Annotated in this window: 13 protein-coding genes; 6 read left to right on the top strand and 7 right to left on the bottom strand. The window is 67.1% G+C overall.

All coding sequences use genetic code 11. From position 1 onward, the window contains the following. Positions 1-15: 15 nt before the first annotated feature. From CLG96_RS11270 to CLG96_RS11260, 3 genes are read right to left on the bottom strand one after another with little or no spacing between them, the layout of a single operon-like run. Positions 16-1,074: a homocysteine S-methyltransferase family protein gene (locus CLG96_RS11270; RefSeq protein WP_107968010.1), complete on the bottom strand. Its 1,059-nt coding sequence runs from the start codon at positions 1,072-1,074 to the stop codon at positions 16-18. Further along, positions 1,071-2,015 carry a methylenetetrahydrofolate reductase gene (gene metF, locus CLG96_RS11265; protein ID WP_207796670.1) on the bottom strand — a complete coding sequence of 315 codons (945 nt, stop codon included), beginning with the start codon at positions 2,013-2,015 and terminating at the stop codon, positions 1,071-1,073. The genes CLG96_RS11270 and metF overlap by 4 nt, the downstream gene beginning before the upstream one ends. Further along, positions 2,015-2,995, bottom strand: coding sequence for an ArsR/SmtB family transcription factor (locus CLG96_RS11260; protein WP_107968005.1), 981 nt, complete (start codon positions 2,993-2,995; stop codon positions 2,015-2,017). Before CLG96_RS11260 ends, metF begins: the two co-directional genes overlap by 1 nt. Before the next feature lie 106 nt (positions 2,996-3,101). On the opposite strand from CLG96_RS11260, the gene CLG96_RS11255 reads away from it, so the two are divergent. The 3 genes from CLG96_RS11255 to CLG96_RS11245 all read left to right on the top strand — a co-directional run bounded on the left by CLG96_RS11255 (position 3,102) and on the right by CLG96_RS11245 (position 4,721). Next, positions 3,102-3,989, top strand: coding sequence for an MlaA family lipoprotein (locus tag CLG96_RS11255; protein ID WP_107968003.1), 888 nt, complete (start codon positions 3,102-3,104; stop codon positions 3,987-3,989). A gap of 144 nt (positions 3,990-4,133) precedes the next feature. Continuing rightward, positions 4,134-4,364 carry a hypothetical protein gene (locus CLG96_RS11250; RefSeq protein ID WP_107968001.1) on the top strand — a complete coding sequence of 77 codons (231 nt, stop codon included), beginning with the start codon at positions 4,134-4,136 and terminating at the stop codon, positions 4,362-4,364. 144 nt (positions 4,365-4,508) lie between these two features. Beyond that, the gene (locus CLG96_RS11245; RefSeq protein ID WP_133175393.1) at positions 4,509-4,721 is read left to right on the top strand and encodes a hypothetical protein; all 213 of its coding nucleotides are present in this window, start codon (positions 4,509-4,511) and stop codon (positions 4,719-4,721) included. Between the two features lie 188 nt (positions 4,722-4,909). On the opposite strand, the gene groL is transcribed toward CLG96_RS11245, so the two are convergent. Both groL and groES read right to left on the bottom strand, forming a co-directional pair. Further along, on the bottom strand, positions 4,910-6,553 hold the full coding sequence (gene groL / locus CLG96_RS11240; RefSeq protein ID WP_107967998.1) for a chaperonin GroEL: 1,644 nt from the start codon (positions 6,551-6,553) through the stop codon (positions 4,910-4,912). Positions 6,554-6,649: 96 nt separating this feature from the next. Then, positions 6,650-6,937 carry a co-chaperone GroES gene (gene groES / locus CLG96_RS11235; RefSeq protein ID WP_107967996.1) on the bottom strand — a complete coding sequence of 96 codons (288 nt, stop codon included), beginning with the start codon at positions 6,935-6,937 and terminating at the stop codon, positions 6,650-6,652. A gap of 358 nt (positions 6,938-7,295) precedes the next feature. Here groES and sppA point away from each other — a divergent pair, with 358 nt between their 5' ends. The 3 genes from sppA to mtnP are packed head-to-tail and all read left to right on the top strand — an operon-like array spanning position 7,296 to position 10,604. After that, positions 7,296-9,179: a signal peptide peptidase SppA gene (gene sppA, locus CLG96_RS11230; RefSeq protein ID WP_107967994.1), complete on the top strand. Its 1,884-nt coding sequence runs from the start codon at positions 7,296-7,298 to the stop codon at positions 9,177-9,179. Beyond that, the gene (locus tag CLG96_RS11225) at positions 9,176-9,709 is read left to right on the top strand and encodes an arsinothricin resistance N-acetyltransferase ArsN1 family B (RefSeq protein ID WP_107967993.1); all 534 of its coding nucleotides are present in this window, start codon (positions 9,176-9,178) and stop codon (positions 9,707-9,709) included. Before sppA ends, CLG96_RS11225 begins: the two co-directional genes overlap by 4 nt. Before the next feature lie 31 nt (positions 9,710-9,740). Continuing rightward, positions 9,741-10,604, top strand: coding sequence for an S-methyl-5'-thioadenosine phosphorylase (gene mtnP, locus CLG96_RS11220; protein WP_107967991.1), 864 nt, complete (start codon positions 9,741-9,743; stop codon positions 10,602-10,604). Positions 10,605-10,611: 7 nt separating this feature from the next. On the opposite strand, the gene CLG96_RS11215 is transcribed toward mtnP, so the two are convergent. Continuing rightward, positions 10,612-12,033 carry an efflux transporter outer membrane subunit gene (locus tag CLG96_RS11215; RefSeq protein ID WP_107968122.1) on the bottom strand — a complete coding sequence of 474 codons (1,422 nt, stop codon included), beginning with the start codon at positions 12,031-12,033 and terminating at the stop codon, positions 10,612-10,614. After that, positions 12,026-15,196: an efflux RND transporter permease subunit gene (locus tag CLG96_RS11210; RefSeq protein ID WP_107967989.1), complete on the bottom strand. Its 3,171-nt coding sequence runs from the start codon at positions 15,194-15,196 to the stop codon at positions 12,026-12,028. Before CLG96_RS11210 ends, CLG96_RS11215 begins: the two co-directional genes overlap by 8 nt. Between the last annotated feature and the right edge of the window lie 12 nt (positions 15,197-15,208).

Here is a 15,208-nt window from a genome sequence, read left to right as displayed (position 1 = left end):
GGATTGGGGGAGGCGTTAGCCCACCATCACCATCGGATCGAGCCCGGCGAGCTTCGTCACCGGCGCGATCTTCGGAATGGCGCGCGACGGATGGCCCGTCACGGCATCGGCCATCGCCTTGATATGCGCCGGCGTCGTGCCGCAGCAGCCGCCGACGATGTTGATCAGCCCAGAGGTCGCCCATTCGCCGATCAGCCCGCCCGTCGTGTGCGGCTGCTCGTCATATTGGCCGAGATCATTGGGCAGGCCGGCATTGGGATAGACCATCAGCAGCGTGTCGGCGATGCCGGACAGCACCTGCACATGCGGGCGCAGCAGATCCGCCCCGAAGGCGCAGTTGAGCCCAATCGTCAGCGGCCTGGCATGGCGCACCGTATGCCAGAAGGCCTCGACCGAATGGCCCGAAAGATTGCGCCCGGACATGTCGGTGATCGTCATGGAGAGCATCATCGGCACTTCGATGCCCCGATCCTCGCCCAGCTCCAGCACCGCCATGATCGCCGCCTTGGCGTTCAGCGTGTCGAACACCGTCTCGATCAGGATGAAATCGCATCCGCCGTCGAGCAACGCCTCGGCCTGATCGCGATAGACATGCTTCATCGTGTCGAAATCGATCGCGCGATAGCCCGGATCATTCACGTCTGGCGAGAGCGACAGCGTCTTGTTCGTCGGCCCGATCGCGCCCGCCACGAAGCGCGGCCGCCCGTCCGTCGCCTGATAATCGTCCGCCGCCTTGCGCGCGATCCGCGCCGCCGCCAGGTTCATCTCGCGCACGAGATGCACCGCGTCATAATCGCCCTGGCTGATGATGTTGGCGTTGAAGGTGTTGGTCGAAACAATGTCCGATCCCGCGTCCAGATAGGCGCGCGTAATCTCGTCGATCACGTCCGGCCGGGTCAGCACCAGAAGGTCGTTATTGCCCTTCTGATCGTGGCCCAGCGCATAATCCCCGCGATAATCCTTCTCCTCGAGCCTGTAGCTCTGGATCATCGTGCCGAATGCGCCGTCGGTCAGCAGGATGCGCTGCGCCGCCTGTTCGCGCAGCCGCTGCGCTGCCTCGGATTTGTTGGTCATGCCGCCTTCTCCAGCGCGCCGGCCTTCTTCACCCGCTTGCCCAGCAGATGGCAGATAGCGAAGGACAGCTCGGCGCGGTTGAGCGTGTAGAAATGGAATTGCCGCACGCCGCCGGCATAGAGCCTGCGGCACAGCTCGGCCGCCACCGTCGCCGCGACGAGCTGGCGCGCGGCGGGATGATCGTCCAGCCCCTCGAACAGCCGGTCCATCCAGTCGGGGATGGCGGCGCCGCACATGGCGGCGAACTTGCGCGTCTGCGCCACATTCGACACGGGCAAGATCCCCGGCACGATCGGCGCGCTGATGCCCGCCGCCGCCGCCCGGTCACGGAAGCGGAAATAGGCTTCGGGCGAGAAGAAGAATTGGGTGATCGCGCGCGTCGCGCCCGCATCCAGCTTGCGCTTCAGATTGTCGATATCGGCTTCCGGGCTCACCGCCTCGGGATGGCCTTCAGGATAGGCCGCGACCGAAATCTCGAACGGCGCAATTTTCCTGAGCCCGGCCACCAGATCGGCCGCCCCCTGATAGCCTTCCGGATGGGGCGTGAACTTCGTGCCCTCCACCGGCGGGTCGCCGCGCAGCGCGACAATATGCTTGACGCCCGCATCCCAATAAGCGCGCGCAATCTCCTCAATCTCCGCCTTGCTAGCATCGACGCAGGTAAGGTGCGCGGCGGGCGGAATGTCCGTCTCGCGCGCGATCCGCTCGACGGTCGCATGCGTTCGCTCGCGCGTCGATCCGCCCGCGCCATAGGTAACGGAAACGAAGCGGGGGCCGAGCGGCGCGAGCGTCTGGATCGCGCTCCACAGCGTCTCTTCCATCTTCTCCGTCCGGGGCGGGAAGAATTCGAACGACACCTCCGCATCGCCCGCCAGATCGGCATAGAGCGGCGCATCCAGCGCGCACCGCGCCTCTTCGAGTTGCGCCACCGAGAAAGTCATCACGCTACCACCTTGAACAGCTTTTCCGCGGGCTCCGCCTGTTCGCGGCGATGGCCCAGCCATAGTTTCACCGTCAGCTCGCCGCCGCGCAGCTCGACCGGCCTCGCCAGCTCCAGCCCCGCCGCGGCAAACCATTTCCCGATCTGCTCGTCGGCGAAGCCCAGCCGCGCATGCGCGTCCTGCATGCGCAGATCTTCCCGCTCATGGCTCGCGAAATCGACGATCAGCAGCCGCCCGCCCGGCACCAGCAGCCGCGCCGCCTCGGAAATGGCCGCACCCGGCTGCTGCGCATAATGGAGCACTTGATGCACGATCACCGTATCCGCCGAGCCATTGGCGAGCGGCAGCGCATACATATCGGCCTGGCGCAGCTCGACCTGCGGATTATCGCCCAGCTTGGCCCGCGCGAAGCGGAGCATTTCCGGGCTGCGATCGATGCCGATCGCGCTCGTCGCATCGCCGCCGAACAGCTCGATCATCCGCCCCGTGCCCGTGCCGATATCGACCAGCCGGCCCACCGGCCCCGTGCCGAGCGCCTCGGCGATCGCCGCCTCCACCTGCGCCTCGGCGACATGAAGCGAACGGATCGCATCCCATTCGGCCGCATGCGCGGCGAAATATTGCTCGGCCGCCGCCACCCGGTCGGCGCGCACCGCGGCGAGGCGTGCCGTATCCGCCACCGCCCAATGATCGCCGTCCCCGGCGCTCCAATCGTCGATCGCGGCGAGCAGCGCGCTGTCCTGCGATCCGGGCCCACGCGCCGCCGGCCCCAGCCCCAGGAACACCCAGCTTCCTTCCTTGCGCCGTTCGGCCAGCCCGGCATCGGCGAGGATCTTCACATGGCGGGACACGCGCGGCTGGCTCTGCCCCAGCACTTGCGCCAGCTCGCCCACGGAAAGCTCCATCGAGCGCAAGAGCGCGAGGATCCGGAGCCGCGTCGGATCGGCGAGCGCGCGGAATATGGCGAGGGCAGTTCGCATGGCGTAGCATCAGATATAAAGATATCTTTATATGTGGTCAACCTCTTGTGACCTCCCCCCGCCTATGGCACCGCCCCTGTTCGGAACAGAAAAGGGGTAAGGCTTCATGCGCGCATTCGCCGCCGCCGCCGCGCTGGCGCTCCTGTCGGGCTGCGCCACCGTGCCTGGCGAGGACAGGCTCGCCGAGCGCGATCCGCTGGAAGGCTTCAATCGCGGTGTCTGGGACGTCAACCAGGCGGCGGACAAGGTGGTGCTGAAACCCGTCTCGTCGGTCTATCGGACGATCACGCCCAAGGTGGCGCGACGCGGGATCAGCAATGCCTTCGCCAATCTTACCGAGCCCTGGTCGTTCATCAACAATCTCCTCCAGGGCAAGCCGAAGCGTGCGATCAACTCGTTCGGCCGCTTCGTCGTGAACACGACGATCGGCGTCGCCGGCCTCGGCGATCCGGCGACCAAGATGGGGATGAAGCCGACGCCCGAGGATTTCGGCCAGACGCTCGCCCATTGGGGCGCCAATGGCGGGCCCTATCTCGTCCTCCCGCTGCTCGGCCCCTCGACGCTGCGCGACGGCGTCGGATCGGGCGTGGCCTTCTTCGCCGATCCCTTCAACATCGCGATGAATTCGGAGCTTTCGAGCCAGGAGCGACTCGCGGTCCGCGCAGCCAACATCATCAGCGCGCGGGCGGACCTCACCGAATCCGGCGGCGATGCCTTTCTGGAAAGCAGCCTCGATCCCTATGCGGCGGCCCGCTCCGCCTATCTGCAGCACCGCCGTGCCCAGATACTGGATCAGGAGGGTGCCGAAGGCGCCGAGGACCAGATCGTGCCGACCCCAGCCGACAGCGGCACGCCACCCGCGGAAGAGGAGCCGATCGTCCCGACCGAGGCGGATAGCGCCCCGGAAGCGCCGACACCGACGCCAACATCTCCGGAAAGCCCGCCCGAAACGCCGTCACCGGCCGATCCGGCACAGCCCGCGCCAACAGAATGACTACTAATTAAAGAGACATTGCGTCCGCCCAAGCGACCCGGTAAAGCGGGCTTAGCCTGTTTCAGGGGGAAACACGGCCGTCATAATTCGGATGATCGCCGCTCGCGTCACCGCATTCCGTTACAACTAGGAGGGTTCAAACCCATGAAGAAGACCGTTGCTCTTTCGCTCGTCCTCGCTGCTTCGCTCGGCCTCGCCGCCTGCTCCAAGCCGGCTGCGGAAAATGCCGTCGATGCGAACGCGGCTGCGGCCGACCTGAACGCGACGGCGGACGAGACGCTCGGCGACGTCAACGCCGCGATCGACAACGCCGCCGATGCGGCGCTCGACAACGCTGCCGCGGCGACCGCCGACAACGCGGCGAACGCGCTCTGATCTTCGCCGGCGGGGCGTCTCGCTTCGCCGGACAGAGAACAGGAAAGGGCCGTGCTCCCAAAAGGGAGCGCGGCCCTTTTGCATTGCACAATCCAGAGCTAAAGTGCCGGCAGAGCCACAGGCCGGAGGCTGATAATGGATGGCATGAGACGAGCCCTGCCCCTCGTCGCGCTGGCGGTGCTGATGCTGGCTTCGGCCTGCGACGGAAATGACAGCCCGCCCGCCAATTCCCCTTCCCCGGAAGAGGCCGCCGCGATCAATGGCGCGGCCGAGATATTGGACGCCTCACCCGACAGCCTTGCCGCGCCGGAGAATATGGCGATTGGCGCAGAGAGCGACGCGAACCTCGCTTACTGACGGGACTTATCCAGCGCGGGACATCCTTCGCCTGACCACACTCACCCCGCGTCTGTCGAAGCGTGCCGAGACTCAGACAAGCCCAGCCTGAGCGCGATGCAATCCTGGCGAAGTCGGCCTGGGCCAAAAAGAAAGGGCCGGAGGATCGCTCCTCCGGCCCTTCCCTTTCATGGCGTTTGAACGGGGACTTAGAAGTCCATGCCGCCCATGCCGCCCATGCCGCCCGGCATGCCACCAGCCGCGGGCTTCTCCTCGGGGATGTCCGAGACCGCCGCTTCGGTGGTGATCAGCAGGCCGGCGACCGAGGCCGCATCCTGCAGCGCGGTGCGCACTACCTTGGTCGGGTCGATCACGCCGGCGGACACCAGATTCTCATAGGCGTCGGTCGCGGCGTTGAAGCCCAGCGTCTCGTCATTGCCGTCGAGCAGCTTGCCCGCGATGACCGCGCCGTCATGACCGGCATTCTGCGCGATCTGACGGACCGGCGCCTGGAGCGCGCGGCGGATGATGTCGATGCCGCGGGTCTGGTCGTCATTGATGCCCTTCAGGCCGTCCAGCACCTTGGTCGCATAGAGGAGCGCCGTGCCGCCGCCGGGCACGATGCCTTCTTCGACCGCCGCGCGGGTCGCGTGCAGCGCGTCGTCGACGCGGTCCTTGCGCTCCTTCACCTCGACCTCGGTCGCACCGCCGACCTTGATCACCGCGACGCCGCCGGCGAGCTTGGCCAGACGCTCCTGGAGCTTCTCGCGGTCATAGTCGCTGGTGGTGTTCTCGATCTGGCGACGGATCGCCTCGACGCGGCCCTTGATCGCATCGGCCTGGCCCGCACCATCGACGATGGTGGTGTTGTCCTTGTCGATCGAGACGCGCTTGGCGGTGCCGAGCATGCCGATGGTGACATTTTCGAGCTTGATGCCGAGATCCTCGGAGATCAGCTCGCCGTCCGTCAGGATGGCGATGTCCTCGAGCATCGCCTTGCGGCGATCACCGAAGCCCGGCGCCTTGACGGCCGCGACCTTCAGGCCGCCGCGCAGCTTGTTGACGACCAGCGTGGCGAGCGCCTCGCCCTCAATATCCTCGGCGATGATGAGGAGCGGACGGCCCGACTGCACGACCGCTTCGAGGATCGGCAGGATCGCCTGCAGGTTGGAGAGCTTCTTCTCGTGGATCAGGATGTACGGATCCTGGAGCTCGACGAGCATCTTCTCCGGGTTGGTGATGAAATAGGGCGAGAGATAGCCGCGGTCGAACTGCATGCCTTCGACGACGTCGAGCTCGAAATCGAGGCCCTTGGCTTCCTCGACCGTGATCACGCCTTCCTTGCCGACCTTCTCCATCGCCTCGGCGATCTTCTCGCCGACGACGGTGTCGCCATTGGCGGAGATCACGCCGACCTGGGCAACTTCATTGGTGCCGGCAACGGGCTTGGAACGCGACTTGAGGTCGATCACGACCTTCTCGACCGCAAGGTCGATGCCGCGCTTCAGGTCCATCGGGTTGATGCCGGCAGCCACCGAGCGCAGGCCCTCGCGAACGATCGCCTGGGCGAGCACGGTCGCGGTGGTGGTGCCGTCACCGGCGACGTCGTTCGTCTTCGACGCGACTTCGCGGACGAGCTGGGCGCCGATATTCTCGAACTTGTCCTTGAGCTCGATTTCCTTGGCGACGGTCACGCCATCCTTGGTGATCCGCGGCGCGCCGAACGACTTGTCGATGACGACATTGCGGCCCTTCGGGCCCAGCGTCACCTTCACCGCGTCGGCGAGAATGTCGACGCCGCGCAGGATGCGCTCACGGGCGTCACGCGAAAACTTGACGTCTTTCGCTGCCATGTTCGTAATTCCTCTGATTACAGGTCTATGTGCAAGCCGCCGCGCTCACCCGGCCTCGACAGGCCCGGCCCGAGCGGCGTCGAGTCTCGAATGAGATCAGCCGACGATCCCGAGGATGTCGCTTTCCTTCATGATCAGCAGGTCTTCGCCATTGATCTTGACCTCGGTGCCGCTCCACTTGCCGAAGAGGATGCGGTCGCCCGCCTTCACCTCGAGCGGGGTCACCTTGCCGTCGTCGGACTTGAGGCCGGAACCGGCGGCGACGACTTCGCCTTCCTGCGGCTTTTCCTTGGCGGTGTCGGGGATGATAATGCCGCCGGCCGTCTTTTCCTCGGCCTCCACGCGGCGAACCAGCACACGATCGTGCAGCGGACGGAAACTCATGCGCGTCACCCTTTCCTGTCGGTACGGGGAAGACCGGCAGCGCCGACCTCATTCCCCCATACTGGTCTGGCGTTGAAACTGTTGGCACTCTCCCTTGGTGAGTGCCAACGGCCATATGTGCCTCTGCCCCGTCCCTGTCAAGCGAGCCCGCCGGCGCCTTTCTGGCGTCTCGCCCCGGTCCGCGCCAGAGGGCGGTGCATCTCTCTGAGATGACAGGCCGCCACCTTGCGGCCAGAGGAAGACGGGATCGGAAATATCCTGGGCCGGCATGGACGAAACAGGCGTTTCCACATGCCCCGCCGATGCTCTACCATCGCGCATTCCCGCCAAATTCCGTGGCGGCCGGGAGATTGAACCGATGCGTGTCCTGCGTGGCGTATGGAAGCTGCTTGTCGGCATCAAGGACGGGCTGGTGCTCGTCATGATGCTGCTTTTCTTCGGGCTCCTCTTCGCCGCACTCTCCGCCACGCCCAACCCCTCCGTCCCGGCGAGCGGCGCGCTGCTGCTGAAATTCGACGGCGCACTGGTCGAGCAGCCGGCCGATGCCGATCCGCTGTCGCTTCTGTCCGGCAGCTCGCCGGAGCAGCGCGAATATCGGCTGCGCGACGTCACCCGCTCGCTGCGCGCCGCCGCGACCGACGCCCGCGTCAAGGCGGTCGTGCTCGATCTGGACGGCTTTGCCGGCGGCCGGCCCGCGACGATCGACGAAGCGGCACAGGCGGTGGACATCGTCCGCCGCGCCGGCAAGCCCGTGCTCGCTTATGCCACCGGCTATAGCGATGACGGCTATCAGCTCGCCGCCCATGCGAGCGAAATCTGGCTCGACCCGTTCGGCGCGGTGCTGATCTCCGGCCCGGGCGGCTCGCAGCTTTATTATAAGGGCCTGCTCGACAAGCTGGGCGTGGAGACCAAGGTCTATCGTGTCGGCCAGTTCAAGTCGGCGGTCGAGCCCTTCACCCGCACCGATCAGTCGCCCGAGGCACGCGCCGCCAATCAAGCACTGGCCGATTCTCTGTGGGCGAGCTGGCGGCAGGGCGTCGCGACCGCCCGGCCGCAGGCCCGCCTCGCCGCCTATGTCGCCGATCCCGCAGCCGCCATCACGGCAGCGAAGGGCGACATAGCCGGGGCGGCGCTGGCCGCCGGTCTCGTCGACAGGATCGGCGACCGCATCGCCTTCGGCCGGCGCGTGGCATCGCTCGCCGGCGCGGGCGACCTGAGGCAGCCGGGCAGCTTCCGCTCCATCGCCTTGTCCAACTGGGCCTCGGCCAATCCGGAAAAGAGCAGCGGCGATGCGATCGGCGTGCTCACCGTCGCCGGCACGATCGTCGATGGCGAGGCGCCGGCCGGCTCCGCCGGCGGGGACAGCATCGCCCGCCTGCTGCTCGACGAGCTGGCGAAGAACCGCATCAAGGCGCTGGTCGTGCGCGTCGACTCGCCCGGCGGCTCGGTCACCGGGTCGGAGCGGATCCGCAGCGCGATCCTGCAGGCCAAGGCGCGCAAGCTGCCCGTGATCGTCTCGATGGGCGGGCTGGCGGCAAGCGGCGGCTATTGGGTCTCGACGCCCGCCGATCGCATCTTCGCCGAACCCTCCACCATCACCGGCTCGATCGGCGTGTTCGGCCTGCTGCCGAATTTCCGCGGCACGCTCGACAAGCTCGGCCTCTCGGCGGACGGGGTGAAGACCACGCCGCTTTCCGGCGAACCCGATCTCCTGCGCGGCACCTCGCCTTTGTTCGATGCGCTGATGCAGCGCGGCGTGGAAAATATGTATCGCCGCTTCACCAGCCTCGTCGCCCAGTCGCGCAAAATGCCGGTGGCGCGGGTCGATGAGATCGGCCAGGGCCGCGTCTGGGCCGGCGGCACGGCGCGGCAGATCGGCCTGGTCGATCAGTTCGGCACGCTCGACGACGCCATTGACGAGGCCGCGCGCCGCGCCGGGCTCGATCGCGCCAATGTCCGGCCGATCTTCATCGAGCGCCAGCCCAGCTTCCTCAAGCAGCAGCTGCGCGAGCTGCTCGCCGGGCCCAGCCGCGAGACGAGCGACGCCTCCGCCCGCGATCCCTGGACGCACCTTGCCCGCCGGCCCGAAGCGCTGCTCGCCCAGGCGCTCGGCGACGCGCGGTCGATCGCCGCCGGCCCGGCGATCCAGGTCCGCTGCCTCGAATGCCCGGCGGCGGCACCCGTCCCCACTTCGGGGACACGCACGCTCGCCGGCCTGATCGCGGCGAGGCTCGGCCTATGAGCTTCCGCATCCGCGCCGTCACGCCCGACGATGCCGGGGCGATCGCCGCCATCTACGCGCCCTATGTCGAGGACACGGCGATCACCTTCGAGCTCGCCCCCGCGCCCGACGCCGCGGAAATGCGCCGCCGCATCGCCTCGATCGCGGGCCGCTTTCCCTATCTGGTCGCGGAACAGGATGGCGCGCTGCTCGGCTATGCCTATGCCGGCCTTTATCGCACGCGCCCAGCCTATCGCTGGGTGGTCGAAACGACCGTCTATGTCGCCATGGACGCGCAGCGCCGCGGCATCGGCCGCGCGCTTTATGCGGAGCTGCTCGATCGGCTGAAGGCGCTGGGCCATGTCGCGGCCGTCGGCGTCATCGCTCTGCCCAACGCCGCCAGCGTCGCGCTGCACGAAGCGCTCGGCTTCACCCATGCCGGCACGCAGCGCGCGATCGGCCACAAGCTGTCGCAATGGTATGATGTCGGCTTCTGGCAGGTCGAGCTGGCCGAACGCATCGCCGATCCCCCGCTGCCGCTGGAAAGCTGAGGCGCGGACTGGACATAGGGAGGCTTCTGACATGCGCTTGGGTTTGATCGGCGGCAGCGGCTTCTATCAGCTATCCGGCCTGGAAGAAGCGGAATGGCACGCGGTGGAGACGCCCTGGGGCCAGCCTTCGGACAGGCTGCTGTTCGGCCGCATCGGCGATACCGAGCTGGTCTTCCTGCCCCGCCACGGGCGCGGCCATCACCTCACCCCGTCCGAAATCAATTATCGCGCCAATATCGATGCCATGAAGCGGGTCGGCTGCCAGGCGGTGCTGTCGCTCGCGGCCTGCGGCTCCTATCGCGAGGAACTGCGCCCAGGCATGTTCGTGCTGGTCGATCAGTTTCTCGATCGCACCTTCCGTCGTGTGAACAGCTTCTTCGGCGACGGCGTTGTGGCCCATGTCGCGATGGCGGAGCCGACCTGCGCCGATCTCTCCGCCATCGTCGCCGAAGCGGCGAAGGCGCTCGAAATTCCCCATGCGCGCGGCGGCACCTATGTCGCCACCGAAGGCCCGCATTTCTCCACCCGCGCGGAATCGCTGCTGCACCGCGCCGCCGGCCATCATGTGGTGGGCATGACCAACATGCCCGAAGCGATCCTCGCTCGCGAGGCGGAGCTCTGCTACCTCACCGTTGCGATGGTGACCGACTATGACAGCTGGCTCGGCGGCGATCAGGCGGTCGACGTGGCGCAGATCCTGTCGGTGATGCGCGACAATGTCGGCCGCGCCAAACGGCTGGTGGAGGAGGTCGCCCGGCGTCTTCCGGCGGACGGCGCCTTCTGCTTCAGCGGCTGCCGCCATGCGCTGGACAATGCGATATTGAGCGATCCCAGCGTCCATCCGCCCGAAACGGTCGCGCGGCTCGATGTCGTGGCCGGCCGCGTCCTGCGGTAGAAGACGATCAGCCTCCCGCCGGCGGCAGCCCGCCGCCGAGCGCGACATAGAGCGAAACCAGATTGCGCAGGTCCGCCGCGCGCAGCTCGATCATCGCCTGCTCCGCCGAAAACAGATTCCGCTCCGCATCGAGCACCTCGATATATTGGGCGACGCCATTCTCGTAACGCAGCCGGGCGAGCCGGGTCAGCCGGCGCTGCGCCTCCAGCGCACGCTCCTGCGAAGCGATCTGCTCGGCCAGATAGCGACGCCCGGCAAGCCCGTCCGCCACCTCGCGGAAGGCGATCTGTACCGCCTTCTCATAGCTGGCGACCGCGATATTCTCGCGCGCTTCCGCCACCGTCAGATTGCCCCTGGTCCGCCCCCAGTCGAAGATCGGCAGGCTGATCGAGGGGCCGAAGCTCCATCGCAGCCCATCATTGCCGACGAGATCGCTCAGATCATTGGATGCGAAGCCGGCCGATCCGGTGAGCGAGATGGTGGGGAAGAAGGCCGCCCGCACCGCACCGATATTGGCGCGCGCGGCGCGAAGCTGCTCCTCCGCCGCGATGATGTCCGGCCGGTTGGCCAGCAGTTCGGATGGGAGGCCCGGCCCGATCTCCCGCGCGATCCCCTGCCGCGCCATGGACAGCGGCTCGGGCAGGTCCGCCGGCACCGGCGCGCCGATCAGCACATAGGAGAAGTTGCGCGTTTCCGCCCGCGACCGGCGCAGCACGGCAAGCTCGGTCTCCGCCTGGGTCAGCAGCGTCTCTGCCTGGCGGAAATCGAGCGCGGAGGTCACGCCCGCATCGAGCCGCTTGCGCGCGATGCGCAATCCTTCCCGCCGGCTGGCAACGGTCGATTCGGCAAGCGCGATCCGCTCGGCCAGCTCGCGCGCGGTGAGATAGTTGATCGCCACGTCGCGGATCAGCGACAGGCGGAAGGCGCGCTCGGCGGCGACGGTCGAGAGATAATTGGCCCGCGCCGCATCGGAGAGATTGCGCACCCGCCCCCAGAAATCGAGCTCGAATGCGCTGACGCCCACGCCAATGTCATAGCGGTTGAAGGTGAAGGAGCCGCCCTGCGTCGGCACGCCCGCGGCGACGCCGCCCGCACCCACCCGGCTGCGCGTAGCGCTGCCGCTCGCGTCCAGCGTCGGCAGCCGGGCCGCATCCTGGATACGATATTGGCCGCGCGCCTCCGCGATCCGCGCGACCGACACGCGCAGGTCGCGATTATTGTCGAGCGCCATGCCGATCAGCTGTTGCAGCCGCGGATCGGTGAAGAATGTGTGCCAGCCTAGGTCCGTCGCCTTCAGGCTGCCCTGTAGCGGCCGCCCCTCCTCGGGATAGGCGCTCGGCACGGGCATGGCGGGCGTGACATGTTTCGGCGCGAAATTGCAGCCGGCAAGCGCCGTGACGCCGGCGAGCGCGAGGAAGATCTTACGCATGGCCCGGCGCCTCCCCGCCCCGCGCAGCGACCGGCGCATGGGGTGCGTGCGGTGTCCCGCGCGTCAGCCAGCGGCGCACCGCAATGTAGAATAGCGGGATGAAGAATATGCCGAGCAGGGTCGCCGCGATCATGCCCCCCATCACGCCCGTGCCCACCGCGCGCCGGCTGGCGGAGCCCGCGCCGGTCGAGATGAACAGCGGCACCATGCCGAGAATGAACGCCATCGACGTCATGATGATCGGCCGCAGCCGGAGCTTCACCGCCTCCATCGTCGCCTCGAACATGCTCGCCCCTTCCGCCTCGCGCTCGATCGCGAATTCGACGATCAGGATCGCATTCTTGGCGGCGAGGCCGATGATGGTGATCAGGCCCACATTGAAATAGACGTCCGCCGCAAGCCCGCGCATCATCGAAAAGAGCACCGCGCCGAGCACGCCCAGCGGCACCACCAGCAGCACCGCGATCGGCACCGTCCAGCTTTCATAGAGCGCCGCCAGCAGCAGGAAGACGACGATCAGCGACAGGCCGAGCAGCGCGCCCACCTGCCCCGCCGACTGGCGTTCCTCGAAAGAGGTGCCGGTCCATTCGAAGGAGAAGCCGGGGGGAAGCTGGGCGGCGAGCCGCTCCATCTCGTCCATCGCCTCGCCGCTCGACCGGCCGGGTGCCGCGATGCCCGAGATCGTCATGGCGGGATAGCCATTATAGTGCTGGAGCTGCGGCGGCCCGGCGGTCCATTCGGCGGTGGTGAAGGCGCCGAAGGGCACCATCTCGCCCATCGCGTTGCGCACGCGCAGCGCCAGCACATGCGCCGGCGTCATGCGATAGGGCGCATCCGCCTGGAGCAGCACGCGCAGCACGCGGCCATCGCGGTTGAAGTCATTGGCATAGGCCGAGCCGAAGGCGATCGCGAGCGTGTTGTTCACATCGCCGATCGACAGGCCCAGCGCGCGCGCCTTCACCCGATCGATATTCACCCGAAGCTGCGGCGAATCCTCCATATCCTCGGGCCGCACACCGGCAAGCAGCTTGCTCTGCCCGGCAAGGCCCAGAAGCTGGTTGCGCGCCTGGACGAGCGCTTCCATGCCCCGGCCGCCGCGATCCTCCAGCTTCATCGTGAAGCCGCTCGCATTGCCCAGCGCCGGGATCGGCGGCGGATTGAGCGTGAAGACCAGCGCCTCCTTGATGCCCAGCAGCGTGCCGAGCGCCTTGCCGACCAGCGTATCGGCCGAATTTTCCGCGCCCGGCCGCTCCTCCCAGGGCTTCAAGGGCACGAAGCTGATCGCCGCGGTCTGCCCCTGGCCGAAGAAGCTGAAGCCACGCACGAACACCACGTCCTGCACCTGCGGCTGCTGCGCGTAGAAGGCCTTGACCTGCTCGATCGCCTCGTTGGTGCGCTCGATCGTGGCGCCCGGCGGCGCCTGGACCACGCTGATGACATAGCCCTGATCCTCGGACGGCAGGAAACCGCTCGGTAGGCGGAGGAACAGCAGCACCGTCACCGCCACCATCGCCACGAATATGGCGAGCCAGCGCAGCGGCGCCGAAACCAGCCGGCGCACGCCGCCCTGATAGCGTTCGGTCGTCCGCCCGAACCAGCGGTTGAAGCCCGCGAAGAAGCGGTCGAGAAAGGCGAAGCGGCGCGGCTTCGCATCCTTGGCATGCGGTTTCAGCAGCGTGGCGCAGAGCGCGGGCGTGAGCGTGAGCGCGAGCAGCGCGGAGAAGGCGATGGAGATGGCCAGCGTCACCGAAAATTGGCGATAGATGCCGCCGGTCGATCCGGGGAAGAAGGCCATCGGCACGAACACCGCGATCAGCACCAGCGTGATACCGATGATCGCGGTCGTGATCTGGCCCATCGCCTTGATCGTCGCTTCCCTGGGGCTCAGATGCTCCTCGGCCATGATCCGCTCGACATTCTCGATTACGACGATCGCATCGTCGACGAGGATGCCGATCGCCAGCACCATGCCGAACAGCGTCAGCACGTTGATCGAGAAGCCGAACAGCCACAGGCCGAGGCAGGCGCCCGCCAGCGCGATCGGCACGACGACCGAGGGGATCACCGTCGCGCGCCAATTCTGGAGGAACAGGAACATGACGAGGAAGACGAGCGCCATCGCCTCGAGCAGCGTCTTGATCACCTCGTCGATCGACGTGACGACGAAGGGCGTCGTATCGAACGGCACGGACCATTGGACATCGGGGGGAAGCCCGCCGGCCAGCTCGGCCATGCGCGCCTTTACGCCCTCCGCCGTCGCCAGCGCATTGGCGCCCGTGGCGAGCTGGACGGCCATGCCGGCCATCGGCTTGCCGTTGAGCTCGGTGGTGAACAGATAGTCCTGCGCGCCCAGCTCCACGCGCGCGACATCGCCCAGCCGGATCGTCGATCCGTCGGGATTGGCACGCAGGATGATGTTGCGGAACTGCTCGGCATTGGTGAAGCGGTTCTGCGTGACGATGGTGGCGTTGAGCTCGCTGCCGTTCGCGATCGGCTGGTCGCCCAGGCTGCCGCCCGCCGTCTGGCTATTCTGCTCCTGCACCGCCGCCAGCGCCTCCGCCGCGGACAGCCGATATCCGGCCAGCTTGTCGGGATCGAGCCAGATGCGCATCGCATAGGGCGATCCGAACAGCTGGACATTGCCCACCCCCTGCACGCGGCGAAGCTCGTCGACCACCTGATTGGAGGCGACATTGCCGAGATCCAGGCTCGACGTCCCGCCGCTCTTGGAGGTGAGCGCGATGATCATCAGGAAGGAGGGATTGGCCTGCGCGATCGGTATGCCCTGGCGACGCACTTCCTCGGGCAGGCGCTGCTCGACGCGGCCGAGCCGGTTCTGCACCTCCATCTGCGCGATGTCGATGTCGGTGCCGGCCTGAAATGTGAGGGTGATCTCCGCCGTGCCGTTCGATCGGCTGGTCGAAGACATATAGAGGAAACCCTCTACGCCGTTCAGCTCCTGCTCGATGATCTGGGTGACATTCTGCTGGATCGTCTCCGCATCCGCACCGGGATAGACGACGGTCAGGCTGAGCGAGGGCGGCGCGACATTGGGATATTGCTCGACCGGAAGCGAGCGCAGCGCGATAATGCCGGCAAGCAATATGCCGAGCGCGATCACCCAGGCGAAGACCGGGCGACCGATGAAGAAGCGCGAGAGCATGGGCCCGCCTCC

This window comes from Sphingomonas oleivorans (assembly GCF_003050615.1).
GTDB classification, from domain to species: Bacteria; Pseudomonadota; Alphaproteobacteria; order Sphingomonadales; family Sphingomonadaceae; genus Sphingomonas_H; species Sphingomonas_H oleivorans.
This window is presented reverse-complemented; position numbering and strand designations above follow the sequence as displayed.

Excerpts from the sequence above, each read along its gene's own strand:
- CLG96_RS11270 (WP_107968010.1), bottom strand. The coding sequence starts at position 1,074 with ATGACCAACAAATCCGAGGCAGCGCAGCGGCTGCGCGAACAGGCGGCG.
- metF (WP_207796670.1), bottom strand. The coding sequence starts at position 2,015 with ATGACTTTCTCGGTGGCGCAACTCGAAGAGGCGCGGTGCGCGCTGGAT.
- CLG96_RS11260 (WP_107968005.1), bottom strand. The coding sequence starts at position 2,995 with ATGCGAACTGCCCTCGCCATATTCCGCGCGCTCGCCGATCCGACGCGG.
- CLG96_RS11255 (WP_107968003.1), top strand. The coding sequence starts at position 3,102 with ATGCGCGCATTCGCCGCCGCCGCCGCGCTGGCGCTCCTGTCGGGCTGC.
- CLG96_RS11250 (WP_107968001.1), top strand. The coding sequence starts at position 4,134 with ATGAAGAAGACCGTTGCTCTTTCGCTCGTCCTCGCTGCTTCGCTCGGC.
- CLG96_RS11245 (WP_133175393.1), top strand. The coding sequence starts at position 4,509 with ATGAGACGAGCCCTGCCCCTCGTCGCGCTGGCGGTGCTGATGCTGGCT.
- groL (WP_107967998.1), bottom strand. The coding sequence starts at position 6,553 with ATGGCAGCGAAAGACGTCAAGTTTTCGCGTGACGCCCGTGAGCGCATC.
- groES (WP_107967996.1), bottom strand. The coding sequence starts at position 6,937 with ATGAGTTTCCGTCCGCTGCACGATCGTGTGCTGGTTCGCCGCGTGGAG.
- sppA (WP_107967994.1), top strand. The coding sequence starts at position 7,296 with ATGCGTGTCCTGCGTGGCGTATGGAAGCTGCTTGTCGGCATCAAGGAC.
- CLG96_RS11225 (WP_107967993.1), top strand. The coding sequence starts at position 9,176 with ATGAGCTTCCGCATCCGCGCCGTCACGCCCGACGATGCCGGGGCGATC.
- mtnP (WP_107967991.1), top strand. The coding sequence starts at position 9,741 with ATGCGCTTGGGTTTGATCGGCGGCAGCGGCTTCTATCAGCTATCCGGC.
- CLG96_RS11215 (WP_107968122.1), bottom strand. The coding sequence starts at position 12,033 with ATGCGTAAGATCTTCCTCGCGCTCGCCGGCGTCACGGCGCTTGCCGGC.
- CLG96_RS11210 (WP_107967989.1), bottom strand. The coding sequence starts at position 15,196 with ATGCTCTCGCGCTTCTTCATCGGTCGCCCGGTCTTCGCCTGGGTGATC.